Raw genomic sequence first — 25252 nt, 5'->3', positions numbered from 1 at the left:
ATCCACACGCCGCCACCTCCTGCCAATCAGGTTGTCCATGTTGTTTATCCGGAAGGGATAGAAATCAATGGTCTGTTTACGCCAGTCTGGATATCGGGAGAAATTGCGGCAGAGCGTTCAATTCAAAACATAGGTTACGTCGATGGCCAGACACCGGTTTCTGTAAGCTATACGATGCACCCCAATGCTGTGCAAAAATACGGCAATTGATATTCTGCAGGGCTCAGGCTGAAATAGCTAAGGCCTGAGTTGCTCGAGTTCCATCCTTGACGGGTGCAGGTGTTTGAGCATCCAGTTTGGTCTGGATCATCAAATCTATTGCTGGAACACCGCCGAAAAACACCATCACCTTCTGAAAAAGCTATTTTTTGAGTTGAAGCCTTGGTGATGCTATCGTCTTTCTTTGAGCCTCCCCCAAAGTAAGCGTTAGCTGAACAGCACCAGCGGGTTAGTCCGCCGGGGAAAAGTTCTTCTACGATAAGCATTCGACCCTCGCGCAACGCAATTTCCAGCGCTCCATCGAGTTCTCCGGACAGCGCCAGGCAAGCTTTCCAAAACGCCAACCACTCTTGTCCGATTTCGTAGCACCGCCACTCACCCACCCAATGGGCGTCTCCTCGATCTGGCACCTCGATAAGAGGTGGTCCTGTTGCCGCGCGCCTTGGGCCGGATCAGGGCGCTTGCCCCCAATCTTGTGATTGATGTCATCGCGGCCAATAACTTGCGCGACCTGATGCGCCGCGAGGCCGATATCGCCATTCGCCACGTGCGCCCCGATCAGCCCGACCTTGTCGCGCGCCTGATATGCGAGGCGACGGGCCATTTCTATGCGTCACGGGCCTATCTGGCCACGCGCGGGCATCCCCGCTCTCTCAAGGATCTGGATCAGCACGATTTCATTTCCATGGGCGACACGCCGCGCATGGTGGCCTATCTGCGCGAGATCGGCATTGATCTGGACGAGCGGCAATTTCGCGTGGGGTCGGAAAACGGGATGGTCGGATGGGCAATGGCGCAGGCCGGTCTCGGGATTGTCCCGATGGACGAGGCCGTCGCGAAACACAGCCCCGACATGGTGCGGATCCTGCCGCAGACCGCGATCAGCTTTCCGATCTGGCTTACGACCCATCGCAAAATTCACACCAGCCCGAAAATACGGCTGGTGTTTGATGTCCTCGCCGAGGTTCTGGCGCAGCGTTGAACGCTGGCCAACGGCGTTCAGGCAGCGCTAGTAATTTTGCGCGCGCCGGATTTTGGTCATCCGCCCCTCTTCGGCGATGGCGCCGCCAAGGGTGGTCACGCCCTTGGCCTTGAGCAGATCAAGCATATGTACAAACACCTCTGCCGTGGCCAAAGTGTCGCCCATGGCGGTATGGCGCGCCTCTGGTGGGATGGTGATGCCAAAGCGATCGCAAAGCGCATCAAGCGTGTGCGATCCGGTGTGATCAAACAGCCCCGCCGACATCAGCACCGTGCAGAGCACCGGATTATCAAACCGCCGCGCGATCACCTCTTCCTTTAGCCGCAAAAACGCCAGGTCAAACGGCGCGTTATGGGCCACCAGAACCGCGCCCTTGCAAAAATCGTGAAACCGCTGGCCGGCACTGGCGATATCGGGCGCATCGGCCACCATCTCGTCAGAGATATGATGCACCCGCGTCGAGGCGGGCGGAATGGCGCGTCCCGGATTGACCAGCGTGTCAAAGGTCTCACCGCGCAGGATACGACCGTTGACGATGCGAATACCGGCGATCTGCACGATCTCGTCGCCGCCGCGCGGCGAGAGGCCGGTGGTTTCGGTGTCAAACACCACAAAGGACAAGTCGGCCAACGCCCGCTCTGCAAGGTCGCCAAGTGGCGCGTCGGGCAGGTTGAAATCGTAAAACTCGGGGCGGGTGTCACCGGGCTCAAGCGGCGGCGCGCCCGAGACCAGCGGCAAAACGATGCGGTGACCGCTGGCGGCGGGTTCGCACCACAGATCGCTTTGATGCCCGCTCAGGGCGTCGCGGCTGGTGTAATCGCCGTAAGCGGTCGAAAGCGGCGCCCCAAGCCAGTCGGCAATCTCGCCGTCATTGGCCGCCTGCCCTTGCCAGCCAAGGATAAGACGGGTCTCTTCGCCCTCGACCTCGGCAGAGAGCGCGAAATCGTGGCGCTCGCCACCCGCGCTTAGCCCGGCAATCACATGCGCCAAAAGCGAGGTGATGGCAAAGCCGTCACAGATCAGCGTCGCGTCGGTCTCTGCCCGCTTGATCGGCAGGTCGATTTGCGCGCTCAGCCCGTCGAAGATATGCGAGACCGCCACCGGCGACATCGGCCAACGCCGCGATTTGGCGGCCGAGTGGCGCTTGCCCATATCGTCAAGACAGGCAAAGAGCCGCCCGACCTCATCCTCGATCCCCTGACGAAAGCGGGCGCGGGTTTCAGGCGGCAAATCATCGCCCGATTGCAGCACGTCCAGAAGCGCACCGATGGTCGCGGCGGGGCGGCGCACGCCCTCAAGCAGGCTGTTGAACAGGTGATCGTGATGGGCATGCGCGCTCAGGTCATCGGTGGCATCGCGAAAGATAAGCACATGCCCGCTCAGCTCTTCATCCGACAGGATCGGGCTGACCCGGCCAAGCAAAAAGCGGGTGCCATCGGCACTGGCGGCCAGAAATGTCTCGGCGCCGACCCGGCCTTGAATGCGGGCCTCTTGCATGCGTGTCAGGGCGTCGATCACCGGCTCTGGGCGCAGGAAATCCGCCAGCGGGCGGTCAAGGCCGATCTCGCCCAAAAGCTCTTGCGCCATGCGGTTATAAAGCATCACGCGGTTGTCGGGCGTGGCCACCACCGCGCCTTCGCCAAGGTCGCGAAACAGCGCCTCGAACAGGGCCTTTTCGCGCATGATCCGCGCGGTTTCGCGCTCGACCGCGCGTTGGCGGGCGGCGCGGGCCTCGCTAAGGGCGGCGTTGATCGCATTGGCGGCAGGGGCCAGCGTGCTCAGGTGTTTGGCCTGAGCCTCGTCAATCTCAAGATCGACATCGGCGCGTGCCCGCGTGGTGAGGTCCGAGGCCAGCGCCAGAATGGGCTTGGCGACGTTTTCGTCAAACAACAGCCCTATCCAGGCGGCAAGGCCCAACAGGCCAAGCGAGGCGACAAGACCGCCTACGATATAGCCCTGCACCGAACCGCCCGCACGCGAATGGCCAAACCAGAGCGCACCGGCGATGATCACCACCCCGCCAAGCCCGAGGGCGGCAAAGAAAAGCGCAAAGCGCAGGCGCAACCCCAACCGCTCAGCCATCGTCGGAGCCGTTCAGCAATTGCCCGATCTGCGTGGTGAGATCGCGCGTGGCGAAGGGTTTGGTCATGAACGCATCCGCCCCCACCGCAAGCCCCTTGCGCCGCTCGATCTCGCCGCCACCGGCGGTCATCATCAGCACCTTGATATCCCGAAGCGCGGCATCGTTGCGGATCATCTGACAGATCTCATAGCCCGAGCGCTCTGGCAACATCACGTCAAGTACCACCAGATCGGGGCGCTCTTCGGCCAGGGCCTCAAGCGCGGCATTGCCACTCGCAACGCGGCGCAGACGATAGCCTTCGCGCCCCAGAAGATGTTCCAAGGCCAGCGCAATATTGTCCTCATCCTCGACCAGAAGAACCGATTTTTGGGACATGGGCGGGCCTCCTCCTGATGGCTTAGTGACGGGTCATTTGGCGCAAAGCGCGGCGATCAGCGGGTCGCTGGCATCCACCTCGCGCCAGATCGCGGCGGCGGGATCACTCAGCGCGCCCTCGGTAAGGTCAGCGCGCGACGTGGTGGTGCAATTGACAAGCTGCGGGCGTTTGGCGGGCGGTGTCCAGCGGGCAAAGAAGTAAAGATCGGCCAGCTGCACATCGGGGGCATCCGGGTTGGTCTGCACGCCCGCGCGATCAAGCGCCATGATGCGGGTGGTTTGCGGCACAACATAGGTCCAGGGCTTCCAGGGGCGGGTTTCGGTCACACTCACCAGAACCTCGACCCCCTCGGGCAGGCCGGCCGTGGTGCGCCCAGCCCAGGAATATTCCGACCAGACCGCATACCCAAGCATCGCCGCCCCCGCCGCGACGGGAATGGACCAGCGCGGCAGGCGCCCGCCGCTCAGGTGCCCGGCGACAAGGGCCAGACCAGCGGCGCAAATGCCTGCGGCGAATGTGGCGATCAGTTCAAAAAACATGTGTTATCCCGGTGTTCCGCGGCTCTGTTGCAGGGCCGATTGCATTGTCTTGACCACCATAAACGCATCGCGCAGGTGGGTGCGCTCTAATTCTGACAAATCCGACGGCGTCATGAAATTGTCGGGTGCCCGCCCTGCCCTGATCTGGCTCGCCTGATGGCGCAGACGGGTCTCGGCGATAAGGTCATAGGCATCCAGAAGATCACGCGCGCCGCTCTCGGAAATCACGCCGCTCGCGCGCGCGCCCTCAATCCGGTCGCGGGTGCCCGCCACTTCAAGCTCGCCCAAAAGCGCATAGATCCGCCCAAGATCGACCACCGGCACCACGCCGGAATGCTTGAGATCAATGGTGTTCTTATGCTCGCCCGAGCGAATCAGCGCAAAGCCGCGAAACAGGCTGAGCGGCACCGTATGTTTGAGCGAATTCGAGATCATATGCGCCACGAAGATCGAGTTCTTGCGCGCGTGTGTCAGAACCTCTTCCTGCAGGTCGTCAAACAGCGCGGCCTCACCGGCGATCGGGCGCAGGTCGAACATCACCGAGGCCAGCATTTGCGCCTCACTGTCGGGCTGTCTGATCCAGCCTGCGAAATACGCGCTCCAGACGCGGCGGGGCTGGCGCCATTTCGGGTTGGTCGCCATCATGTCGCCCGGACAATAGACAAAGCCGCAGGCATCAAGCCCGTCCGAGACATATTTGGCGAGCGCGGCAAAATAGGCGTCATGCTCGGGCAGAACCGCATCGTCGAGGATCAAACAGTTGTCCTGATCCGAAACACCGGTCTGCTCGCGCCGCCCCTGGCTGCCGCAGGCGGCCCAGAGATAGGGCACGGGGGGGGCGCCCAACTCGGCCTCGGCCAGATGCAACAGGCGGCGGGTAATCGCGTCGGTGATATCGGTGATCCGCCGGGTGATCGACTGGGGCCGCGCGCCGGCATGCACAAGCTGGGCGAGAAGGCTTGGCACCCGCTCCATCACCTGGGCCATGCCCTCGGGCGTGTCGGCATGGGCGATATCGGCGACCATGTGGCTGGCGGTGGCGGCTTGCTGGCGAAAGAGGTCGGTCTTGCCGATCATCCCCACCACGCGCCCGTTTTGCGCCACCGGCAGGTGGTTGACCCCAAGTTCCGACAGCTTCATCAGCGCATCAAGCCCAAGTTGGTTGGGCGCGATGGTGACCGGATCGGGCGTCATGATCTCGGCCACCGGCACCGCACCGGTCAGCCCCTCGGCCAGTACCTTGTTGGTCAGGTCATGCGCGGTGATGATCCCGGCAAGGCGCTCGCCCTGCATCACCACCACCGAGGAAATCACGTGATCGCGCATCAGGCGGGCCACATCGGTGATCGTCGCCTCGGGCGCACAGGTGATCGGCGTCTGCGCCATCATGTCCGACACCTGAAGCGCGGTCAGGCCGGTGGCATAGGGTCCATCCTCGCCCGCGCCGGTCGAGGGGCGGGCGCGTTCGAACCATTCGGCGATCTCGTCCGAGCGCTGCATCAGGTCTGAAAACTGGTCCTTGGGGATGACGATAAGGCGGCTCGGCTCGACCGCGCGGGCGGTGAGCATGGCATTGCCGTCGCGCAGCAACCCGCGCTCGCCCATGATGTCGCCAATGCCGCGCCGCGACACAAGGTCGGCGTGGCCGGTCTCGATATCAAGCGCGCCGCTTTCGACCACGTAAAGCCCGGCCAGCGGGGCGCCCTTTTGGAACAGTAGCTCGCCGGTGGCGATCTCGACAATGGCGAGATGCGGGCCGATCTCACGGCGCAACGCCTCGGGCAGCGCGTTAAACGGCGCATGGCGCGTCAGCGCCTCAAGCGGGTCGGGTCTGGGATCACTCATCGGGTCAGTATCCCTTTTGTTTCGTCAGGAAATCCATCTAAAAGCGCCCGTTGTCCGGAAATATCGGGGGCGTCGGAAAGGACGGGGGCGACAGATGCCGCCCCCGCCGAAGTGTTTAGTGGTCAGTCGCAGCGCCTGCGCCTTTGGGCACACGCACGCTTTCCACAAGATCCTTGATCTCTTGCGGAGTTTCCTTGGTCATGCTTGCCACAACATAGGCCACGGTGAAGTTGATCATCGCGCCGATTGCACCGAAGGAGGTCGACTTGATCGTGCCCAAAAGCGGATCAGCATCGGTGAAGCTGTTGGTGTCAGGAATGAAGAACCAACCCTTGTGCAGGAAGATATAGACCAGCGTGACGAGCAGACCGGCGAGCATGCCGGCAACCGCGCCGTGGTTGTTGATCTTGGTCGAGAAGATCCCCATCATCAGCGCCGGGAAGATCGACGCCGCCGCCAGACCAAAGGCCAGAGCAACAGTTTGCGCCGCAAAACCCGGAGGGTTGAGGCCAAGATAGGTGGCCACGACAATCGCAACACCCATGGCAACACGCGCCGCCATCAGTTCGTTTTTCTCCGAGATATTCGGGTTCAGCTGACCTTTGATAAGGTCGTGGCTGACGGCCGAGGAAATCGCCAGCAAAAGACCCGCCGCCGTTGACAGGGCCGCCGCAAGGCCACCCGCAGCAACAAGGCCGATCACCCAACCGGGAAGGTTGGCAATCTCGGGGTTGGCAAGCACGAGGATGTCACGGTTGAACTTGGTAAGTTCGTTGCCGGTCCAGCCGTTGGCCGCCGCTTTTTCCTGCATGGCAGCGTTTGCATCGTTATAGTACTGGATGCGGCCGTCGCCATTCTTGTCTTCCCAATCGAGCAGGCCGGTTTTCTGCCAGGTCTGCATCCAGTCGTACTTGGGGTTGTTTGCGATGTCTTCGACCGAAACGGCCTGTGCGTCGGTGCCATTGGGCCACATCAGCTCGGTGATGTTAAGACGGGCCATGGCGCCCACAGCCGGGGCCGTGAGGTAAAGCAGCGCAATAAAGACAAGCGCCCAACCAGCGGACCAACGGGCATCCGCCACGCGCGGCACGGTGAAGAAGCGCATGATGACGTGCGGCAGACCCGCCGTACCGATCATCAGCGACAGCGTGAACAGAACCATGTTCAGCGTGTCAGAGTGGTGTGTCGTATACTCGTTAAAGCCCAGTTCGCGCACGATCTGGTCAAGCTTTGCCAAAAGCGGCTCGCCGCTGGCAACGTGATCACCAAACAGGCCAAGCGCCGGAACCGGGTTGCCGGTCAGCTGGAGCGAGATGAAGATCGCCGGAATGGTATAGGCCATGATCAACACGACATATTGCGCAACCTGCGTATAGGTCACACCTTTCATGCCGCCGAAAACCGCATAGGCAAACACCACACAAGCACCGATCAAAAGACCGCTGGTGTTGGAGATTTCAAGAAAGCGGCCAAAGGCCACGCCAACGCCGGTCATCTGGCCGATCACATAGGTGGTCGAGGCCACGATCAGACAGACCACGGCCACCATGCGGGCGGTCTTGGAATAGAACCGGTCGCCGATGAACTCGGACACGGTGAACTTGCCGAACTTGCGCAGGTAAGGCGCAAGCAGCAGGGCCAGCAGAACGTAACCGCCGGTCCAGCCCATCAGGAAGGTCGAGTTGTCATAGCCGGTAAAGGCGATGAGGCCCGCCATTGAGATGAACGAGGCCGCCGACATCCAGTCGGCCGCCGTGGCCATGCCGTTGGTGACGGGGTGAACGCCGCGACCGGCGGCGTAGAATTCACTGGTCGAGCCTGCGCGCGCCCAGATAGCGATGCCGATGTAGAGTGCGAAAGACGCGCCCACAAACAGCAGGTTGAGTGTAAACTGATCCATTGTGCCTGTCCCTGTTATTCTTCACCGACGCCGTGTTCGGCATCAAGTTTGTTCATCCGCCAGGCGTAGAAAAAGATCAGCGCCAGAAAGACAAGAATCGAGCCTTGCTGTGCGAACCAAAAGCCAAGATCGGTGCCGCCGACGGCGATCCCCGACAGCATGGGACGCAGCAGAATGCCAAAGCCGAACGAGACAACAGCCCAGATCAGCAGGCTCCATAGAATAAGACGCACATTGGCTTTCCAATACGCGTTGGATGCTTCTTTATCGGACAAAGCGTGCCCTCCCTTTTTACAGGTTTCCTCCTGCCCGCGCGGGACCATCCCGGCGCGGGCCGTTCTTTACGCAAGCGTCGCTGTGACGACCGCGTTCAGCTCTTTGGCGACATCCCCGATCGGGGCCATCGCATCGACGCGGGCAAGAACACCGCGCGCGTCGTAATATGAAATCAGCGGCGCGGTTTGCGCGTGATAGGCGACAAGGCGCTGCGTGACGGTTTCGGCGTTGTCATCGGCACGCCGCTTCATCTCGCTGCCGCCGCATTTGTCGCATTTTCCCTCGACGGCCGACGTCTTGAAGCTATCGTGATAGCCCTCGCCGCAGCCGCCACAGGTGTAGCGGCCCGAAATCCGGGTCACCATCGCGCTATCGTCAACCTCAAGGCTGATCGCGGCGCGGATGTCCTGACCGATATCGGCCAGCAGACCGTCAAGCGCCTCGGCCTGAACGGTGGTGCGCGGAAAGCCGTCAAGGATCACGCCAGAGGCGCAATCGGCCTCGGCCAGACGGTCACGCAGGATCGCGATGACGATCTCGTCGCTGACAAGATCGCCCGCCTCCATCACCGCCTTAGCGGCGCGCCCGGCCTCTGTGCCCGCGGCCACAGCCGCGCGCAGAAGGTCGCCGGTCGAAAGCTGAACCAGCCCAAAGGTTTCCTCAAGCATGCGCGCCTGCGTGCCCTTGCCCGCCCCCGGCGGCCCAAGCAAGACCAGATTGGCGGCGGTTTGCGGTATTTTCACTCCGTCCATCATCGTCTTCCCCCCCTCAGGCCAGTGCGGCGCGGTTGCTGATCAGCTCCTCCACGACCGACGGATCGGCGAGGGTCGAGGTGTCGCCAAGGCTGTCGTAATCGTTCTCGGCGATCTTGCGCAGAATGCGGCGCATGATCTTGCCCGAGCGGGTTTTCGGCAGGCCCGGCGCCCATTGAATGACGTCGGGTTTGGCAATCGGGCCAATCTCGGTGCGGACCCAGTTGGCAAGCTCTGTGCGAAGCTCGTCCGTCGCCTCGACCCCGTCCATCAGGGTGACATAGCAATAGATGCCCTGCCCCTTGATATCATGGGGATAGCCGACAACGGCGGCCTCGGAGACGGTGGCATGCGCGACCAAGGCGCTTTCGACCTCGGCGGTGCCCATGCGGTGGCCCGAAACGTTGATCACATCGTCGACGCGCCCGGTGATCCAGTAATCGCCGTCCTCATCGCGACGACAGCCGTCGCCGGTGAAGTAATAGCCTTTGAACATCTCGAAATAGGTCGACACAAAGCGCGCGTGATCGCCCCAGACGGTGCGCATCTGCCCCGGCCAGCTATCCTTGATGCAAAGCACACCCTCGGTCGCGCCGCTCAACTCGTTGCCCTGATCGTCAAGAATGACCGGGGTGACGCCAAAGAACGGCTTGGTGGCCGAACCGGGCTTGGGCTTGGTCACACCGGGCAGCGGCGTGATCAGAATGCCGCCGGTTTCGGTCTGCCACCAGGTATCGACGATCGGGCATTTGCCCTTGCCGACATTCTCGTTGTACCAGTTCCAGGCTTCGGGGTTGATCGGCTCGCCGACCGAGCCAAGAAGGCGCAGGCTGCTGAGGTCGCTGCCCTCAACCGGGCCGATGCCTTTGCCCATCAGCGCGCGAATGGCGGTCGGGGCGGTGTAGAACTGCGTGACCTTGTGCTTTTCGCAGACCTGCCAGAAGCGGCCCGCATCGGGGTAGGTCGGCACGCCCTCGAACATCACGGTGGTGGCGCCATTGGCGAGCGGGCCATAGACGATATAGCTGTGGCCGGTGACCCAGCCGACATCGGCGGTACACCAGTAGATATCACCCTCGTGATAGTCGAAAATATACTCATGCGTCATCGCGGCATAGGCCAGATAGCCGCCCGATGTGTGCACAACGCCCTTGGGCTGCCCGGTGGAGCCGGAGGTGTAGAGGATGAACAGCGGATCTTCGGCATTCATTTCCTCGGGCGGGCAATCGGCGCTGACCTTGGCGGCCTCTTCGTGCCACCAGAAATCGAGGCCCTCGCGCCATGCGATCTGACCGCCGGTGCGCTTGACCACAAGGCATTTCACGTCGTCGACATCATGCAACAGCGCCTGATTGACGTTGTCCTTGAGCTTGGTCGCCCGGCCACCGCGCGGCGCGTGATCGGCGGTGATCACCACCTTGGCGTCACAGCCATTGACGCGTGCGCCAAGGGCGTCGGGGCTGAAGCCTGCGAAAACGATCGAATGAATGGCACCGATGCGCGCACAGGCCAGCATCGAATAGGCGGCCTCGGGGATCATCGGAAGATAGATCACAACCCGGTCGCCTTTGCCCACGCCCATGGATTTCAGGACATTGGCCATCTTGCTGACCTGGCTGTGCAACTCTTTATAGCTGATGTGCAGCGCCTCTTCATCGGGGCTGTCGGGCTCCCAGATGATGGCGGTCTGATCGCCGCGGGTGGCAAGGTGGCGATCGACACAGTTGGCGGCGACGTTCAGAGTGCCGTCTTCGAACCATTTGATCGAGACATCGTCGTAGGCAAAAGAGGTGTTCTTGACGCGGGTATAGGGCTTGATCCAGTCAAGCCGCTTGCCATGCTCGCCCCAAAAGGTCGCCGGATCATTGACCGACTGCGCATACATGCGGTCATAGGCCTCTGGATCAATGTGAAAATCCGGTGTCTTTGCACCTGCGGCATTCGATGATTGTACCATGGCTTGAATTCCTCCGTCCCAATGTCCGCTTGAAAAGCCGATCAAGCTGGATTTTGTATCCCTTCGCATACCCTACCTTGAAATGCGCAAAAAATTAACAGTTATCACCTATGCGCCTATAAATCAGGTGAAATCTTTGCCTTTATTATGGGCGTCTCTGTAAATTATTTTACTATTTGCGGTTTTATTGGGGTTCTGAGCGGTTTACCGCTAGCGCACACACACCAATCGGCCGCCCTTCGCCCGACCTTTGGCGCGTTGCAAGCCGCACTGCGGCAAGATGCCCCGCCCCTAAATTTGACGTAACGTCACACCGCGGGCAGGCACAGGCACGATTCGCCTTACGCGGGTGCTCTGCGGCAGGAAAGGGGAATTTCCGGGGTTTAGCGCATGGTGTGACGGCCAAAACCGATCTAAGCAGGTGCCACGGGTGTACTGCACGGGCCCGGCACCAGCCGACGCCTGTCTTTGGGGTTGAACCCCGGTGCAAAGATCACAAATGTGATATCAGCCAGAGGATCGCGCCAATGCCCTATGCCCATTCCGACAAAACGCCATCTGCTCTCAACAGCCCCGCGCCCGAGCTGATCAAGCGCCCCAAGCTTGAGGGCGGCAAACGTTTCGTGATGGCCACGGATTTTGAACCGGCAGGCGATCAGCCAACCGCGATCAAGGAGTTGTCGCAAGGCATTGTCGACGGCGAGCGCGATCAGGTTTTGCTTGGCGCGACCGGCACCGGCAAGACCTTTACGATGGCCAAGATCATCGAAGAAACCCAACGCCCCGCGATCATCCTCGCGCCGAACAAAACGCTTGCCGCGCAACTCTACGGGGAATTCAAGGGATTTTTCCCCGACAACTCGGTCGAGTATTTCGTCAGCTTCTATGACTACTACCAGCCCGAGGCCTATGTGGCGCGCTCTGACACCTATATCGAGAAAGAAAGCCAGATCAACGAACAGATCGACCGGATGCGCCACTCGGCCACGCGCGCGCTTCTGGAACGCGACGATGTGATCATCGTGGCCTCGGTGTCATGCATCTATGGCATCGGTAGCGTCGAAACCTATGGCGCCATGACGCAGGACCTCAAGGTCGGCAGCGACTATGACCAGCGCAAGATCATGGCCGATCTGGTGGCCCAGCAATACCGGCGCAACGATCAGTCGTTTCAGCGCGGGTCGTTCCGGGTGCGCGGCGACAGTCTTGAGATTTTTCCCGCCCACCTTGAAGACCGCGCCTGGCGGCTGTCGTTCTTCGGCGAGGAACTGGAAAGCATCACCGAGTTCGACGCGCTGACCGGCGAAAAGACCGATACCTTTGAGCAAATCCGCGTCTATGCCAATTCGCATTACGTAACGCCCAAGCCGACCATGCAACAGGCGCTGATCGGCATCAAAAAAGAGTTGCGCCAACGGCTGGATCAGCTGGTCAACGAAGGCAAGCTCTTGGAGGCGCAGCGGCTTGAGCAACGCTGTACCTTTGATCTTGAGATGTTGGAGGCGACAGGCGTCTGCAACGGGATCGAGAATTACTCGCGCTACCTGACCGGGCGCGCGCCGGGCGAGCCGCCCCCCACCCTGTTTGAATTCATCCCCGACAACGCGATTGTCTTTGCCGACGAAAGCCACGTCTCGGTGCCCCAGATCGGCGGCATGTACAAAGGCGACTATCGGCGCAAGTTCACGCTGGCCGAGCACGGGTTTCGCCTGCCGTCCTGTATGGATAACCGGCCGCTCAAGTTCGAGGAATGGGATGCGATGCGCCCGCAATCGGTGTTTGTCTCGGCCACCCCCGCCAAATGGGAGATCGAGCAGACCGGCGGCGTTTTCACCGAACAGGTGATCCGCCCCACCGGCCTTATCGACCCCGAGGTCGAAATCCGCCCGGTCGGGTCACAGGTCGACGACCTTCTGGATGAAATCCGCCGGGTCAGCGCCGAAGGCTATCGCACGCTTGTCACCACGCTGACCAAGCGGATGGCAGAGGATCTGACCGAATACCTGCACGAACAGGGCATCCGCGTGCGCTATATGCATAGCGATATCGACACCATTGAGCGGATCGAAATCCTGCGCGATCTTCGGCTTGGGGCGTTTGACGTTCTGATCGGGATCAACCTGTTGCGCGAAGGGCTTGATATCCCGGAATGCGGGCTTGTGGCCATTCTGGACGCCGACAAGGAAGGGTTCCTGCGCTCTGAAACCTCGCTGATCCAGACCATCGGACGCGCCGCGCGCAATGCCGAAGGTCGGGTGATCATGTATGCAGACCGCATCACCGGCAGCATGGAGCGTGCCCTTGGCGAAACCAACCGGCGCCGCGAAAAACAGGTCGCCTATAATCTAGAGCACGGCATCACCCCGACGACGATCAAGAAGAACGTCGATGACATTCTGCAAGGGCTCTACAAGGGCGACGTGGACATGAACCGGGTGACAGCCAAGATCGACAAACCGCTGGCAGGGGCCAATCTTCAAGCGGTGCTGGAGGGGCTGCGCAGCGACATGCGCAAGGCCGCCGAGAACCTGGAATTCGAAGAGGCCGCCCGCCTGCGCGACGAGGTCAAGCGGCTTGAAGCGGTCGATCTCGTGATCTCCGACGATCCCCTCGCGCGCCAACAGGCAGTGGCAAAGGCAAGCGCCGAGGCGGTCAAAGGGCGCGGCCGCTCAACAGCAGGTCGGCCGGGGCAGCATGGCGGGAATGTGAAACGGCGGGGGCGGTGAGGGCTTGGGCTTGGCAAGCTACGCCACCTAAAATCCACTACGGTTAACCTCACTTTAACCAACCGCACGGCATTTTGCCCGCATGCAAAACCGTAAATCCCCCCTATCATCCGAGGTCTGGCTCCACGACCTGTTCACATCCAAGGCCGTGCAAGAAGGCGCCGTGATCCGGCGTAAGGCGAGGGATGTGGAGCGCTTTGCTGGCATGGAGCGCTTCATGCGTGAAATCCACCGACGCGGCTATCAGGTGGTAGAGAACTCGGGACAAATCATCATTTTTTGCAACCGCGCGCCGATCCGGTGGCTCACCCCCGGTGAACCCACGATTTCTTTTAAAGAAATCGGACCGAAATCTTTTCAAGATTTCGGCGCACGCGATCGGCATTGACGCTCAACCCGCCCGTCCCCTGCGACTGATCCGACCCACAAGCCAAGCCCCCAGAAACGCCCCCAAACCATCCGCCAGCCAATCACCCCATTCGGCGCCGCGCCCTACGTAGGGCTGGATTAACTCGATCAGCCCGCCATAGGACGCCCCGGCCAGAACGATCCACATCATGGGAAACCGGCGGGTATAGGCCATAGGCATCGTGAGCGCTGCAAAGGCCAAAAAATGCGCGAGCTTGTCAAAGCCCGGCATACCCGGCCCTGATGCCCCCGGCGGAGTCAGGGTGAGGGCGGCGATCGCCAGAATGATGCAAAGGGTCAGTTTAAAGGCCATGCCAAGCCCTTAGGCGGGACAGGCCGATAGATCAACCAACTGAACCCGCGCAGAGATCAGAAGTCGAACAACTCTTCAAGGAAACCACCGCGCTTTTTGCGCCGCTTTTGCCCATCGTGATGTCCGTGATCGTCATAGCCCTGCGGTGTTGCAACCGCGGGCGCCGAACGGTCGATGATCTTGTCAAGCTCACCGCGATCCAGCCAAACACCCCGACATTGCGGGCAATAGTCGATCTCGACCCCGGCGCGTTCGGCCAGAACAAGCTGGGTTCCGTCGATTGGGCATTGCATGGGCATCCTCCTGCTTTGATTTGTGTCGCATCAAAGCTGGGGGTGTCGCCGCCCCGATACAAGGGCGGCGACGAGACAGGCAAAAAACCGCCTGAAATCAACGGATCACATGCACCGCGCATTTGGCGTGACGGACCACCTGATTGGCAGTCGAGCCAAGCAACAGGTCCTGCATGCCGGGTCGGTGGCTTGCGATGACGATGCAGTCAGGTTTGTTCTCTTCCGCCCAATCCAGAATGGTGCGGCCCGAATGCCCCTCAACCACATCCGCAGTGGCATTGGGCAGCGTATCGGCCAGATCCGAGAGTTCCTTCACAACCGCCTTGCGCGCCTCGATCAGGTAATCCTGCGGCATGTAAGAGATCGCATAGGCCGGGATATGCTCGATGACGTGAAGCAGGCTGATCCGCCCATCCTTTCCGGCCAAGACCTTGGCGGCGCTTACAGCGCCCGCTGCGTCACGATCATTATCAAACGAAATCGGCACGAGAACATGCTTGTACATAAGGTTTCCTTCCCTGTTGCGTTCTTGCAAGGATCGCGCAATCCGGGGTCGTATGCTTTGATTCAGATCAGGTGTATTGAGCGCTTTAATTCAGTTCTTTCACCTGCCGGGCGATCTGGGCCGCCCATTCGCCTATGATCGGCAAAAACTCGATCTGGCTCAGCGCCCAGACCAGAAGCGACAATAGCACAGAGGCCCCCAACACAGTACCAAGCCCAATCGCAAGCCCGCGCGCAAAGTTGAACGCAAGCATGCGCGGGATCGAATTATGGACCCGGATAAAGCGATGGCTGTTCAGGCGGCGCAGCTCGACGCGCAGCGCGTGCACTTCTTTCGTCAGTTCCTCGGGGGGCGGCACGTCATTCTTCATTCAAACGTCGCCACCACGTCATACATGACCGGCTCAAAGCTTTTGCAAAGCCCGCTGATCTGGCGATTGCGCACACGCATCTCATCGGTCCTGAGCATCGCCTGAAAATCCTCGCGCTTACGCCATTGCGAGTAGCTGGCAATCCGGGTCTGGGCATCGTTCACATGCAGGCCGACCGCGACAAAGCCGGGCTGTTTGGAAATGAAATCCTGATAGGCGCCAGTCAACAGATCAAGTAAATCCTGACAGGTTCCGGGGGTCACATCGAACGTTGTGATAACGGTCTGATGGCTGTTGCTTTGGGCGATATGGGGCATAGCGCACCTCCTTTGCAACACAAGCCTATCACGCGCGGGCAGAGGGGTAAATTCTCTGGGGCCCTTAACCCTCGCTTTACCCTTTTTAACGAGGGTTAACGCAGAGGTAACCATGCTGCGACGACTCATTCTTGCGTTGATCCTTTTGCCATGCCTGGCCGTCATGGCGCAGGCGGGGGCATGGGCGCGCGTAAAGGGCGAAACCTTTGTCGCCAACTCGGGTCAGATCGAAGGGCCGGATGCCTACGGATTTTATCACCCAAGCTTTACCTTTTACGCGGAACACGGATTGGCCGACCGCTTGACCGCCGGGGCGGATCTGGGCGGTGATGGCGAGCGGATGTCCAAGGTGATCGGATTTTTGCGCTGGCCCCTTGGCCGTACCGAGCGGCGCCCGAAACTCGCGTTTGAACTGGGCGCGGGGCAAGTGGATGCCCAGACTGCGTTGCGACCGGGACTGTCGCTGGGGCGCGGGATTTCACTTTGGGGCCGAAACGGCTGGATTGCGGTGGACAGCCGCGCAATCCTGTTCAGCGGCAGCGATGTGGCTATGGAAGGCGACTTTACCTTTGGCCTCTCCACCACGCGGAAAACCAAGCTGATCCTACAGCTGCAGGTCGGCCACCCCGTAACCGGCAATAGTTACGCCCGCTTTGCGCCCTCGTTCGTCTACGAGACAAAACCCGGCCAACACATCGAATTCGGCCTTAGCCAGACGGTGCTTGGTGGGCGCACGCACGGCGTCAAACTGGGGCTCTGGCGGAGCTTTTGAACACCCCGCCAGGGCCCTTGGGTCAGAGCGGGTCGTCGATCCGCACCTTGAGGATAACCGTCCCCGAAACCGCCAGTGGCCAGCGCAGGTTGATCTGGTCGCTATTTGCGCCCTGATTGGCCTGATAATAGGGCGTCACATATTCCACCCCATTTGCCCCGTTGCGAAGCGGTCCGGAAGCCACGACCGATTCCATAACCTGCGCCCAGGCCCCGAATGGCAATCGCGGCGCGGGGCGCACAACCCAGGTGCTTGCGGCGCTGGCCTCGGTATGCTCCATCACAAGCGGGCTGGCGGCGGGGGTCTGGATGTTGTGAAAGGCGTTGTCGTCAAAGGTGACATTGCGGATCCGGTTGTAATCAAGATCGGTAAAGCTTGTGTCCACCGTTTCAACCCGATCAAGCACCCCGCCGATCCCACGGAAAGAGTTGCCCGTCACCGACACGCCGTTCAGGAAATGCCCGGCCCCATGCGGCTTGACCATAAGGAAGGTGAACCAAGGCGCTACATCGCTGGCGAGAAACACGTTATCGGTGATGCTCAGCGCGCTGAACGAAAACTCGCCCGAGAATTCCGGCGCCTGATCGTGCTCGTTGACCCATTCGATAAAGCAATTGTCGATGTAATTGCCGTTGATCGTGCCCCGGTTATTGGTGCGCGTCAGAACAAACCCGGCGGTGCGAATGCCATTCAGCGCGGAATCGCCCTGAAACACATGGTTGCCCGCGATGATCGAGCTTGACCCGCCAATCACCCCGAAATGCCGAAAATGCACCACGCGGTTATCGCGCACCTTGATGTCATTGGCATTGAATCCGATCGAGACACGCTCGGTGGACAACAGCGGGCTTTCATCCGACAGGAACTGACAGCGGTCGATCATCATGCCCTGATCGCCCTCGCCGTGGCTACTGATGCCACGATCCTTGGGCCGGGTGATAAAGCAATCGCGAAGGTGAAACCCGGTGCCGGTCGGCGGCAAAAGGATGGCGCTGCAATCGCCGCTGCACTGAAACTCGATCTCTGACATGACCATGCGGGAAATCTGCTCGAAGCCGCTGAAATCCAGCATGTACTTGAAGCGCCGGAAGGTGAAGACCTGCGTGCCCGCTGCATCGAACAACGGCTGGCTGATATCAAGCCTTTGCGCCGCGATATTTCGAGCCGTCACATAGACTTCGCGCCCCACCCCATTGCCTTCGATCACCGAACCGACAGGGATATTGGCAACATTCACCACATTGGTAAGCCGCTTCGAGTTGCCCGGATCATAGGTCGCCTGCGAGGTCACGACCTCGGTATCCCAGTTCGCACCGGGGAAAACGGAAAACTGCCCGTTTTCAATGACATGGCGCTGCTTGTAGGTGGTCTTGTTGTTGACTGCACCCGCCATATCCACCGGCGCCCGCAGCGCGACCTTGCGCCCACCAAGATCAAGTGTGACGTGGCCTGCGTTGTTCAAAAGCGCCTGATAGGCCTTCTTGAAGGCAAGTTCACTCTCGCCAAAGGCATCGATATAGGCAGGCAGATCGAAATTCTTGGTCAGTGCCAGAATGCTGCTTTCGGCCATTTCAAGCGTGCCCTCGAACCGGATACGGTTCTGGATCGTGGTGCTTTGACCAAGAAAATAGGTGCCCGCCGGGACGATGATCTCGCGCCCGTTCGCGGCCCCGTCGGCGGCTTCAAACGCGGCGTGATCATCCGCAACCCCATCGCCAACGGCACCATAATCGCGCACATCTACCGCGCTCACGACATCGCGCAGAAAGAACCTGCTGACATCTTCGATGACGATATCGTCGATGCGCACGATGCCACCGCTCGCCCCCGTAAGATCAAGCCCGAAGTGCCCAAAGAGCGCCTGCGTGCCCCAGGCCATATCAACCCCGTTGCGCGCTCCGGTGCCGACAATCGCCGTCACCTCCACCACGTCGCCATAGGTGGTCAACGTGACCTGCGGCCCGCTCAGCGTCACACCGGCAACGGCCAGCCCCCCGGCCCCGCCGGCCCATGCCGCAATCCGCACGCTCGGCAGATTGCCGGAAATCGCCTTGATCCGCGCCCGCACCTGAAGGTAACAGCCCGGCAAAATCGGGGTTTCGCCCATAAAGCGCAGCTTTTGCACCGCATCGACCTTCTGAATCTCCAGCGCACCGCCAAAATCCTGATCGGCGGGCACAAAGGCCGCATTCACGGCATTCTCATAGGTATCCGATCCCGGCGTGCCATCGCCGCTAGACCATTGATCCAACCCCGCCGCATAAGGTTGAGGCATGAAAACGATGCCGTCGGTAATTGCCTTGTTCATATGGTTCCCTTTCCACATCCCGCGTCACGCGCACATGACCCATGCTTGTCCCGGCACGGCGCACCGCATCCGATGGGATAGGGAAGTATCAACAGGGGGTTAACCGGCTCTCACACCACCGTCACGGTGCCCTGTCCTGCGCCGGTCATACCGGTTTCTTCTGGCCATAAATATCCCGGGGGAATCGCTCTTCGCGATGGGGGCAGCGCCCCCCTGATCTCTGCCTGCTTCAGACCGTGCCCGCGGGCGCCTGCCGCACCCGCACGGCATTGATCTTCCAGCCGCCCTCATTCTCGATCATCTGGTATTCGACTACGTAAAGCGCGCCCCCGGCGTCCCGGACAAGCACGTTCTGCCAGAGCTTACCGGCAATCACCTCACTGTCCAGAAACGTCACATCGGACGGACGCCATACCATCGGATAGCCGTCTCGCACCATGGTACCAAAGCGCTCGGGCGATCCAAAACGGTGCTGAATGGTCGGGCTGGCAAACTCCCAGGCGCGTTCCACATCATTGGCCAGAAACGCCTCGATCTGGGCCGAAATCACCGCTTTTGCCGCGCTCTCATCGGCGCGCGCGGGGCCGGAAAGACCAACCGCCAGAACCAACAGATAGAATAAATGTCGCATGGGCCACCTCCATGCTCAGGCAAAATAGCGCCGCCGGGACGCTCTTCAAGCACCCTGCCCTAGCGCCTTTGAAGCCTTTGCAGATAGGCCACAAGATCGACCACCTGTCGGCTGGTCCTGATCTGCACGCCCTCTTCGACCTTGAGCACAACATCGCGTCCCTCAAAGAAGTCGCCATAAACCGGCATCGGATCGCCATGCGCCACCATCGGCTCCCGCCCGTCAATCTGGCGCACCACCCGCGCCAGCGGAAAGGCCCCACCATTGTTTCTGGCCAGTGCCCCAAGGTCACGCGGCGCGACTGTCAGGACCGAACGCATCGGACCATTGCCGCTTGCATCCGCGCCATGACAGGCCGCACAATAGCGCTCATAGGTCTTTTTCCCAAGGCGCGCATCCTGCGCCATCGCACCGATCGGCAGGCATAAAACGGCCATCATGCCGGCCCAAGTTCTGATCTGCATCATCGCCTCCCTTATCTCCCGCCCGCTCCATCCGACCCGGATTTGACGTGCCGTGCATTGATCTGCGTCATCTGCAAGAGCTGCCCCTATCCGGCAAGCTCGGCCACCTGCGCCCAAAGCGCATCCGGCACGTCGACGGGATCGGTCTCGCGTTTGCCCTGCCCCGGCATCCGCGCGCCTTCGTCAAGCGCCACGCCCTCGACCACCTGCGCAAGGCGATCATAGAACGCACCAGAGGTGTCGGGGTCCATCAACAGATAATACTGCCCAAGATCATGCGGCGGCCCTTCGGGCGCTTTCAGCGGTTTGACATCCCGGCTGACCACACCGCCGGTCATGCCTGCGGCCAAAAGCTCGGCCATGAGGCCAAAACCCCAGCCCTTGTAGCCGCCCATGCTGACAAGCGACCCGCCAAGCGCCGCCTCGGGGTCTGTGGTCGGCTGACCCTGCGCATCAAGCGCCCAGCCCTCGGGAATACGCTTACCTGCGGCCTTGGCCATGGTGATCTTGCCAAGCGCCACGGTAGTGGTCGACTGATCAAACTGCATGGCGATGCCGCCCGTGCCGTCGGGCACCGAAAAGGCAATCGGATTGGTCCCTATCACCCGGCTCTTGCCCCCCGGCGGCGCCACGATGGGCGAGGCATTGGTCATGCCAAGGCCGACAAGCCCGCGCTTGGCGATCTGCTCGGTGAAAAACCCGAGGCTGGTGCAGGTATGCGCATGCCCCACCGCAAGACTCGCCACACCGCAAGCGCGCGCCGCCTCGACGGCTTCGTCAAGCGCGCGGGAAAATGCGGGCTGGGCAAAGCCAAACTTCGCATCCACCACCACGGTGCCGGGCTTGGGCTGGCTCACAACCGGCTCGACATCGCCCTTGACGCGCCCGGATTCAAGCTGCTGGCAATAGCTTTCAAGGTAATAGAGACCGCAAATCCGGTTGCCGACGCTCTCGGCCTTGCGCACCGCAAAGGCGACCTCGTCCGCGACCCATTCGGCCGCGCCATGGCGCATCAGTGCCACTTTGGTTTGCGCTTCAATTTCGTCAAGTGATACCTGTGCCATGCGGCCTCCGTGTGGTCCTGCGCGCTCTGTATCCTGCGCAATTTTCTCAATTCAAGCGCGCCTTAAAAGGGGCCCTTAGGGTGGGTGAAACCCACGCCCTTTCCGTTACCCCGCCTCGACAAGACGACCCTGATCAAGCCGCAAAACCCGATCCATTTTCGCCGCCAGCTCAAGGTTATGCGTGGCAATCAACGCCGCGAGGCCGGTGTCGCGCACCAGTCCCTCCAGCGCGCCAAATACCTGATCCGCAGTGCCGGGATCAAGATTGCCAGTCGGCTCATCGGCCAACAAAACACTTGGGCTATTGGCCAGCGCCCGGCAAAAGGCCACCCGCTGTTGCTCGCCGCCCGACATGGCCGAGGGGCGATGCCCGGCGCGCGCGCCAACCCCGACCTGATCCAAAAGACCGCGGGCGCGCTCTTCGGCGGTCTTGCGCGCCACGCCATCGGCAAGCTGCGGCAAGACGATGTTTTCAAGCGCGGTGAACTCGGGCAGCAGGTGATGAAACTGATAGACAAACCCCACCTCCTGTCGGCGCAGTGCGGTGCGGCGACGATCGCTCAGCCCGGTCATATCCTCGCCCGCTATCTCCACTTTGCCCGCATCGGCCGTGTCCAAAAGCCCGGCAATATGCAACAGCGTCGATTTTCCAGCCCCCGATGGCGCCACAAGCGCCACCATCTCACCGCGCGCAAGCGCAAGATCGACGCCAGCCAGCACTCGGACTTCGCCAGTTTCGCCCTTGTTATAGGTCTTCTCGACGCCCGAAAGGCACAGCATCACATCACTCATAGCGCAACGCCTCCACCGGGTTCATCCGCGCCGCGCGCCGCGCCGGAAAGATCGTCACCACGAACGACAGCGCCAGCGACAGCGACACCGCCGACATCACATCGCCAAACTGCAACTTGGCCGGCAGATGGTAAATCCCGCGGATCGACGGATCCCAGACCTGCCCGCCCATCATCACATTCACAAGGCTGAAAATCGGGTCGATATAAAGCGCGAAGAGACAGCCCAGAACAACCCCCATCGCCGTACCGATCAGGCCGGTGAACGCGCCACAGATAAAAAACACCCGCAGGACCGAGCCTTCGGTCAAACCCATCGTGCGCAAAATCCCGATGTCACGGCCCTTGTTCTTGACCAGCATGATCAAGCCGCTGGTGATATTCATCGCCGCGATCAGCACGAGGATCGACAGGATGATGAACATCACGTTGTCCTCGACCTCAAGCGCGCGCAGAAACGAGCCGCTGGCATCCTGCCAGGTCCAGACCTGCCCCCGCTCGCCCGCCGCGCGCAACAGCGGCAAGGCAAGCTCATCCACATTTTCGGGCTCACTCACCATCACCTCAAGCTCGTCGGCGCGCCCCTCACGGTTGAAAAAGCTCTGCGCCTCGTCAAACGGCAGATAAACCCGCACCCGGTCGATGTCATAGCGCCCGGCCGAAAAGATATAGACCACGTCATAGGCATTGATCCGCGGGCTGGTGCCAAAGGCGGTCTTGACACCATTGGGCGAGATCAACTTGATCCGATCGCCAATCCCGACGCCCAATTCCTGCGCCACGCCCGAGCCAATCGCGATGCCTTGCGCAAAGCTGGCGATATCACCCCGGCTCGTCTCGGGGTCGGCGACACGCGGAATGCTGCGCAGGTCGTCCGGCGCGATGCCAAACACCTGCACCCCGGCGTTTCGGTCGCGGGCACTGGCCATCACCTGCCCTTTGATCAGCGGCGCGGCGCGGGTCACGCCCGGCACTGCGCGCACACGCTCGGCCATGGCCTCGTAATCCTGAATGGTGCGGTCGATGCGCCCGCTCTGCGCGTCAACCTCGCCAGCGTTATAGACCGTCACATGCGCGTTCGCGCCAAGAATGGTGTCGACAAATTCCGCCCGAAACCCGGACCGCACCGCCAGCGTCGCGATAAGCGCAAACACCGCCAGCGTGATGCCGACAAGGCTGATCCATGTCATCACGCTGACACCGCCCTCGGCCCGCTTGGCGCGCAAATAGCGCCAGGCGATCATCCATTCAAACGGGGCAAAGGGGGCGGGCGTTCTGGCCATTCTGACACCTTGGTAAATTTGCGCGGACAGTGCGTTTTGTACCCGCTCGCGTCAAGGCCAAGCCCGCCAAACCCGGCAAGGCTTTGCCCGTTCACGCGCCGCTATGCGTCACTGCCCTGCGCGCGCAGCCAATCACAGACCTCGCCCGCATTGGCCTCGGGCACAAAGACCGGGTAAAAATGGCGTTCGATCACACCGTTGCGCACAATCAAGGTCAGACGGCGCAGCAATGTCTCGCCCGCCACCTCCATGCGCGGCAGGTTAAGCGCATCGGCAAGCCGCACCCCGGCATCCAACACAAGCGCGAACGGCAAATGCCTCCGCGCCACCGCCTCTGCCTGCCAGTCGGTGGTCTGTGTGGAAAGGCCGAATACATGATCCACGCCAAGCGCGCGCAATTCGGCATGGTGATCGCGAAACGCACAGCTTTGCGGCGTACAGCCTTTGGCGCCGGGGATCATGTGCCAATCCGCCGGGGCCGCCACATCCGGGCGGCCGGTCCTGGGATAGGCATAGATCACCACAAGCCCCGAAAGGGTCGCAAAATCAACCTCTTGCCCGTTGGTGGCGGGCAAGGCCAGCGACGGCATCGCCATCCCCGTCAGGTGATCGGCGCCGCCATCATCCACCGACCTCTGAAAATCGGCTTCGCTCACAGGCTCGGGCGCAGAACGTGACCTGCGTATGCCAGCGCCAGCTTTTCAATCGCCTGTTCGGGCGGCAATTCTTCGCTTTCCCCGGTGCGCCGACAGGCCAGCTCAACCACCCCGTTCTTTAGGCCGCGCGGCCCCACCGTAATCCGCCATGGCAGGCCGATCAGATCCATCGTGGCGAACTTACCGCCTGCCCGCTCGTCGCGGTCGTCATAAAGCGGCTCAAGGCCAAGCGCGTTCAGCGAGGCATAGATCGCCTCACAGGCGGCATCGGCCTCGGCGTCACCCTGTTTCACGTTCACGATACCGGCGTGATAGGGCGTCACGCCCTCGGGCCAGATGATGCCCTTGTCGTCATGGCTCGCCTCGATGATCGCGCCGACAAGGCGGCTGACGCCGATGCCGTGGCTGCCCATGTGCACCGGCGTGGATTTGCCATCGGGGCCCTGCACCGTGGCGCCCATCGCATCGGAATACTTGGTGCCGAAATAAAAGATCTGACCCACCTCGATACCACGGCTGGTCTTGCGCCGCGCCTCGGGGATGGCGTTGAACAGCGCCTCGTCGTGGGTCTCGTCGGTGCGCGCATAGGGCGTGGTCCATTCCTTTACAATCGCCGCGCAGTCGTCCCAGCTGTTGTAATCCACGGCGCGCTCGCCAAGGCTCAGATCGGTGATCGCGCTGTCATAGAACACCTCGGATTCGCCGGTCTCGGCCAGAACCAGAAACTCATGCGTGTCATCGCCGCCAATCGGGCCAGAATCGGCGCGCATCGGGATCGCCTGAAGGCCCATCCGCTCGTAGGTGCGCAGATAGCTGACCATGTGGCGGTTATAGGCGTGCAACGCATCCTCTTTGGTCAGGTCAAAGTTATAGCCGTCCTTCATGAAAAACTCGCGGCCGCGCATCACACCAAAGCGCGGGCGTACCTCGTCGCGAAACTTCCACTGGATATGATAGAGCGTCAGCGGCAGATCCTTGTAGCTGCCGACGTGGCTCCGGAAAATATCGGTGATGAGCTCTTCGTTGGTCGGCCCATAGAGCATATCGCGGCCATGCCGGTCGGTGATCCGAAGCATTTCAGCGCCGTAATCGTCATAGCGCCCGCTTTCGCGCCAGAGATCGGCGGATTGCAGCGTCGGCATCAGCATCGGGATATGACCCGCGCGCACCTGTTCTTCGTGCACGATATTCTCAAGCTTGCGCAGGATCTTGAAGCCCAGAGGCAACCAGGAATAAATCCCGGCGGTCGCCTGCTTGATCATGCCCGCCCGCAACATCAGGCGGTGCGAGGCAATTTGCGCCTCTGACGGGGTTTCCTTGAGCACGGGCAGAAAGTAACGGGACAGGCGCATGTTAGACCTCTGGCAAAGGATATTTGCCCCGGTTTATGGCTTTGCGGCGGTCCAGACAAGGGAGGATCAC

At 61.1% G+C, this 25252-nt stretch carries 26 protein-coding genes; 5 read left to right on the top strand and 21 right to left on the bottom strand.

All coding sequences use genetic code 11. The features are described 5' to 3' along the window. Together ROG8370_RS05685 and ROG8370_RS05680 are read left to right on the top strand one after the other, a co-directional pair. A partial coding sequence (locus ROG8370_RS05685) for a DUF3299 domain-containing protein (RefSeq protein ID WP_139838052.1) occupies window positions 1-210 on the top strand: 210 nt, incomplete at its 5' end. A gap of 430 nt (window positions 211-640) precedes the next feature. Further along, the gene (locus ROG8370_RS05680; RefSeq protein ID WP_085826100.1) at window positions 641-1201 is read left to right on the top strand and encodes a LysR substrate-binding domain-containing protein; all 561 of its coding nucleotides are present in this window, start codon (window positions 641-643) and stop codon (window positions 1199-1201) included. Between the two features lie 27 nt (window positions 1202-1228). Here ROG8370_RS05680 and ROG8370_RS05675 read toward each other — a convergent pair whose 3' ends face one another. From ROG8370_RS05675 to acs, 8 genes are all read right to left on the bottom strand, one after another. Beyond that, a complete protein-coding gene (locus ROG8370_RS05675) occupies window positions 1229-3283 on the bottom strand; it encodes a 3'-5' exonuclease (protein WP_085826099.1) in 2055 nt (684 codons plus the stop codon). Beyond that, the gene (locus ROG8370_RS05670) at window positions 3276-3659 is read right to left on the bottom strand and encodes a response regulator transcription factor (RefSeq protein WP_085826098.1); all 384 of its coding nucleotides are present in this window, start codon (window positions 3657-3659) and stop codon (window positions 3276-3278) included. The genes ROG8370_RS05675 and ROG8370_RS05670 overlap by 8 nt, the downstream gene beginning before the upstream one ends. 33 nt (window positions 3660-3692) lie before the next feature. Then, a complete protein-coding gene (locus tag ROG8370_RS05665) occupies window positions 3693-4199 on the bottom strand; it encodes a hypothetical protein (RefSeq protein ID WP_085826097.1) in 507 nt (168 codons plus the stop codon). Between the two features lie 3 nt (window positions 4200-4202). Next, window positions 4203-6044 (bottom strand): DUF294 nucleotidyltransferase-like domain-containing protein, encoded by a 1842-nt coding sequence (locus ROG8370_RS05660; RefSeq protein WP_085826096.1) that lies wholly within the window; start codon window positions 6042-6044, stop codon window positions 4203-4205. A gap of 115 nt (window positions 6045-6159) precedes the next feature. Further along, window positions 6160-7944, bottom strand: a complete 1785-nt coding sequence (locus ROG8370_RS05655; protein WP_085826095.1) for a sodium:solute symporter family protein — start codon at window positions 7942-7944, stop codon at window positions 6160-6162. A gap of 14 nt (window positions 7945-7958) precedes the next feature. Further along, window positions 7959-8219: a DUF4212 domain-containing protein gene (locus ROG8370_RS05650; RefSeq protein WP_073197206.1), complete on the bottom strand. Its 261-nt coding sequence runs from the start codon at window positions 8217-8219 to the stop codon at window positions 7959-7961. 66 nt (window positions 8220-8285) lie between these two features. Next, window positions 8286-8972, bottom strand: coding sequence for an adenylate kinase (locus ROG8370_RS05645; protein ID WP_085826119.1), 687 nt, complete (start codon window positions 8970-8972; stop codon window positions 8286-8288). Window positions 8973-8988: 16 nt separating this feature from the next. Continuing rightward, window positions 8989-10929, bottom strand: a complete 1941-nt coding sequence (acs, locus tag ROG8370_RS05640) for an acetate--CoA ligase (RefSeq protein WP_245827220.1) — start codon at window positions 10927-10929, stop codon at window positions 8989-8991. A 527-nt stretch (window positions 10930-11456) separates the two neighbouring features. Here acs and uvrB point away from each other — a divergent pair. Together uvrB and ROG8370_RS05630 are read left to right on the top strand one after the other, a co-directional pair. Then, complete coding sequence (uvrB, locus tag ROG8370_RS05635; protein WP_085826093.1) at window positions 11457-13655, top strand: excinuclease ABC subunit UvrB; 2199 nt, start codon at window positions 11457-11459, stop codon at window positions 13653-13655. An 82-nt stretch (window positions 13656-13737) separates the two neighbouring features. Further along, complete coding sequence (locus ROG8370_RS05630) at window positions 13738-14043, top strand: aspartate aminotransferase (protein WP_085826092.1); 306 nt, start codon at window positions 13738-13740, stop codon at window positions 14041-14043. A gap of 3 nt (window positions 14044-14046) precedes the next feature. Here ROG8370_RS05630 and ROG8370_RS05625 read toward each other — a convergent pair whose 3' ends face one another. The 5 genes from ROG8370_RS05625 to ROG8370_RS05605 all read right to left on the bottom strand — a co-directional run bounded on the left by ROG8370_RS05625 (window position 14047) and on the right by ROG8370_RS05605 (window position 15861). Next, window positions 14047-14376, bottom strand: a complete 330-nt coding sequence (locus ROG8370_RS05625) for a VanZ family protein (RefSeq protein ID WP_085826091.1) — start codon at window positions 14374-14376, stop codon at window positions 14047-14049. 56 nt (window positions 14377-14432) lie between these two features. Next, window positions 14433-14669: a TFIIB-type zinc ribbon-containing protein gene (locus ROG8370_RS05620; protein WP_085826090.1), complete on the bottom strand. Its 237-nt coding sequence runs from the start codon at window positions 14667-14669 to the stop codon at window positions 14433-14435. Window positions 14670-14766: 97 nt separating this feature from the next. Next, entirely contained in the window at window positions 14767-15174 is a 408-nt protein-coding gene (locus ROG8370_RS05615) for a universal stress protein (protein ID WP_073196990.1), read from the bottom strand. Window positions 15175-15259: 85 nt separating this feature from the next. After that, window positions 15260-15544: a DUF5665 domain-containing protein gene (locus ROG8370_RS05610; RefSeq protein ID WP_085826089.1), complete on the bottom strand. Its 285-nt coding sequence runs from the start codon at window positions 15542-15544 to the stop codon at window positions 15260-15262. Continuing rightward, window positions 15541-15861, bottom strand: coding sequence for an antibiotic biosynthesis monooxygenase family protein (locus ROG8370_RS05605; RefSeq protein WP_085826088.1), 321 nt, complete (start codon window positions 15859-15861; stop codon window positions 15541-15543). The genes ROG8370_RS05610 and ROG8370_RS05605 overlap by 4 nt, the downstream gene beginning before the upstream one ends. 112 nt (window positions 15862-15973) lie before the next feature. Between ROG8370_RS05605 and ROG8370_RS05600 the strand changes: the two genes are divergently transcribed. Further along, a complete protein-coding gene (locus ROG8370_RS05600; protein WP_085826087.1) occupies window positions 15974-16633 on the top strand; it encodes a hypothetical protein in 660 nt (219 codons plus the stop codon). Window positions 16634-16655: 22 nt separating this feature from the next. Here the strand turns inward: ROG8370_RS05600 and ROG8370_RS05595 are convergent, their stop codons facing one another. The 8 genes from ROG8370_RS05595 to proS form a co-directional block, all read right to left on the bottom strand. Continuing rightward, the gene (locus ROG8370_RS05595; RefSeq protein ID WP_085826086.1) at window positions 16656-18941 is read right to left on the bottom strand and encodes a glycosyl hydrolase family 28-related protein; all 2286 of its coding nucleotides are present in this window, start codon (window positions 18939-18941) and stop codon (window positions 16656-16658) included. Between the two features lie 229 nt (window positions 18942-19170). Continuing rightward, a complete protein-coding gene (locus ROG8370_RS05590; protein ID WP_085826085.1) occupies window positions 19171-19572 on the bottom strand; it encodes a DUF4864 domain-containing protein in 402 nt (133 codons plus the stop codon). Between the two features lie 59 nt (window positions 19573-19631). After that, complete coding sequence (locus ROG8370_RS05585; RefSeq protein WP_085826118.1) at window positions 19632-20036, bottom strand: c-type cytochrome; 405 nt, start codon at window positions 20034-20036, stop codon at window positions 19632-19634. Window positions 20037-20122: 86 nt separating this feature from the next. After that, window positions 20123-21100 (bottom strand): Ldh family oxidoreductase, encoded by a 978-nt coding sequence (locus ROG8370_RS05580; RefSeq protein ID WP_085826084.1) that lies wholly within the window; start codon window positions 21098-21100, stop codon window positions 20123-20125. A gap of 105 nt (window positions 21101-21205) precedes the next feature. Next, window positions 21206-21892, bottom strand: a complete 687-nt coding sequence (locus ROG8370_RS05575) for an ABC transporter ATP-binding protein (protein ID WP_085826083.1) — start codon at window positions 21890-21892, stop codon at window positions 21206-21208. Continuing rightward, complete coding sequence (locus tag ROG8370_RS05570) at window positions 21885-23174, bottom strand: lipoprotein-releasing ABC transporter permease subunit (protein ID WP_085826082.1); 1290 nt, start codon at window positions 23172-23174, stop codon at window positions 21885-21887. The genes ROG8370_RS05575 and ROG8370_RS05570 overlap by 8 nt, the downstream gene beginning before the upstream one ends. Before the next feature lie 101 nt (window positions 23175-23275). Continuing rightward, window positions 23276-23830 (bottom strand): peroxiredoxin, encoded by a 555-nt coding sequence (locus ROG8370_RS05565; protein WP_245827218.1) that lies wholly within the window; start codon window positions 23828-23830, stop codon window positions 23276-23278. Further along, window positions 23827-25182, bottom strand: coding sequence for a proline--tRNA ligase (gene proS / locus ROG8370_RS05560; RefSeq protein ID WP_085826081.1), 1356 nt, complete (start codon window positions 25180-25182; stop codon window positions 23827-23829). The genes ROG8370_RS05565 and proS overlap by 4 nt, the downstream gene beginning before the upstream one ends. Window positions 25183-25252: the final 70 nt, after the last annotated feature.

This window comes from Roseovarius gaetbuli, assembly GCF_900172365.1.
Classification (GTDB): Bacteria; Pseudomonadota; Alphaproteobacteria; order Rhodobacterales; family Rhodobacteraceae; genus Roseovarius; species Roseovarius gaetbuli.
This window is presented reverse-complemented; position numbering and strand designations above follow the sequence as displayed.

Bases quoted from the DNA above. Each gene is read 5' to 3' on its own strand.
- ROG8370_RS05675 (WP_085826099.1), bottom strand. From the start codon at position 3,283: ATGGCTGAGCGGTTGGGGTTGCGCCTGCGCTTTGCGCTTTTCTTTGCC.
- ROG8370_RS05670 (WP_085826098.1), bottom strand. From the start codon at position 3,659: ATGTCCCAAAAATCGGTTCTTCTGGTCGAGGATGAGGACAATATTGCG.
- ROG8370_RS05665 (WP_085826097.1), bottom strand. From the start codon at position 4,199: ATGTTTTTTGAACTGATCGCCACATTCGCCGCAGGCATTTGCGCCGCT.
- ROG8370_RS05660 (WP_085826096.1), bottom strand. From the start codon at position 6,044: ATGAGTGATCCCAGACCCGACCCGCTTGAGGCGCTGACGCGCCATGCG.
- ROG8370_RS05655 (WP_085826095.1), bottom strand. From the start codon at position 7,944: ATGGATCAGTTTACACTCAACCTGCTGTTTGTGGGCGCGTCTTTCGCA.
- ROG8370_RS05645 (WP_085826119.1), bottom strand. From the start codon at position 8,972: ATGGACGGAGTGAAAATACCGCAAACCGCCGCCAATCTGGTCTTGCTT.
- acs (WP_245827220.1), bottom strand. From the start codon at position 10,929: ATGGTACAATCATCGAATGCCGCAGGTGCAAAGACACCGGATTTTCAC.
- uvrB (WP_085826093.1), top strand. From the start codon at position 11,457: ATGCCCTATGCCCATTCCGACAAAACGCCATCTGCTCTCAACAGCCCC.
- ROG8370_RS05630 (WP_085826092.1), top strand. From the start codon at position 13,738: ATGCAAAACCGTAAATCCCCCCTATCATCCGAGGTCTGGCTCCACGAC.
- ROG8370_RS05625 (WP_085826091.1), bottom strand. From the start codon at position 14,376: ATGGCCTTTAAACTGACCCTTTGCATCATTCTGGCGATCGCCGCCCTC.
- ROG8370_RS05620 (WP_085826090.1), bottom strand. From the start codon at position 14,669: ATGCAATGCCCAATCGACGGAACCCAGCTTGTTCTGGCCGAACGCGCC.
- ROG8370_RS05615 (WP_073196990.1), bottom strand. From the start codon at position 15,174: ATGTACAAGCATGTTCTCGTGCCGATTTCGTTTGATAATGATCGTGAC.
- ROG8370_RS05610 (WP_085826089.1), bottom strand. From the start codon at position 15,544: ATGAAGAATGACGTGCCGCCCCCCGAGGAACTGACGAAAGAAGTGCAC.
- ROG8370_RS05605 (WP_085826088.1), bottom strand. From the start codon at position 15,861: ATGCCCCATATCGCCCAAAGCAACAGCCATCAGACCGTTATCACAACG.
- ROG8370_RS05600 (WP_085826087.1), top strand. From the start codon at position 15,974: ATGCTGCGACGACTCATTCTTGCGTTGATCCTTTTGCCATGCCTGGCC.
- ROG8370_RS05595 (WP_085826086.1), bottom strand. From the start codon at position 18,941: ATGAACAAGGCAATTACCGACGGCATCGTTTTCATGCCTCAACCTTAT.
- ROG8370_RS05590 (WP_085826085.1), bottom strand. From the start codon at position 19,572: ATGCGACATTTATTCTATCTGTTGGTTCTGGCGGTTGGTCTTTCCGGC.
- ROG8370_RS05585 (WP_085826118.1), bottom strand. From the start codon at position 20,036: ATGCAGATCAGAACTTGGGCCGGCATGATGGCCGTTTTATGCCTGCCG.
- ROG8370_RS05580 (WP_085826084.1), bottom strand. From the start codon at position 21,100: ATGGCACAGGTATCACTTGACGAAATTGAAGCGCAAACCAAAGTGGCA.
- ROG8370_RS05575 (WP_085826083.1), bottom strand. From the start codon at position 21,892: ATGAGTGATGTGATGCTGTGCCTTTCGGGCGTCGAGAAGACCTATAAC.
- ROG8370_RS05570 (WP_085826082.1), bottom strand. From the start codon at position 23,174: ATGGCCAGAACGCCCGCCCCCTTTGCCCCGTTTGAATGGATGATCGCC.
- proS (WP_085826081.1), bottom strand. From the start codon at position 25,182: ATGCGCCTGTCCCGTTACTTTCTGCCCGTGCTCAAGGAAACCCCGTCA.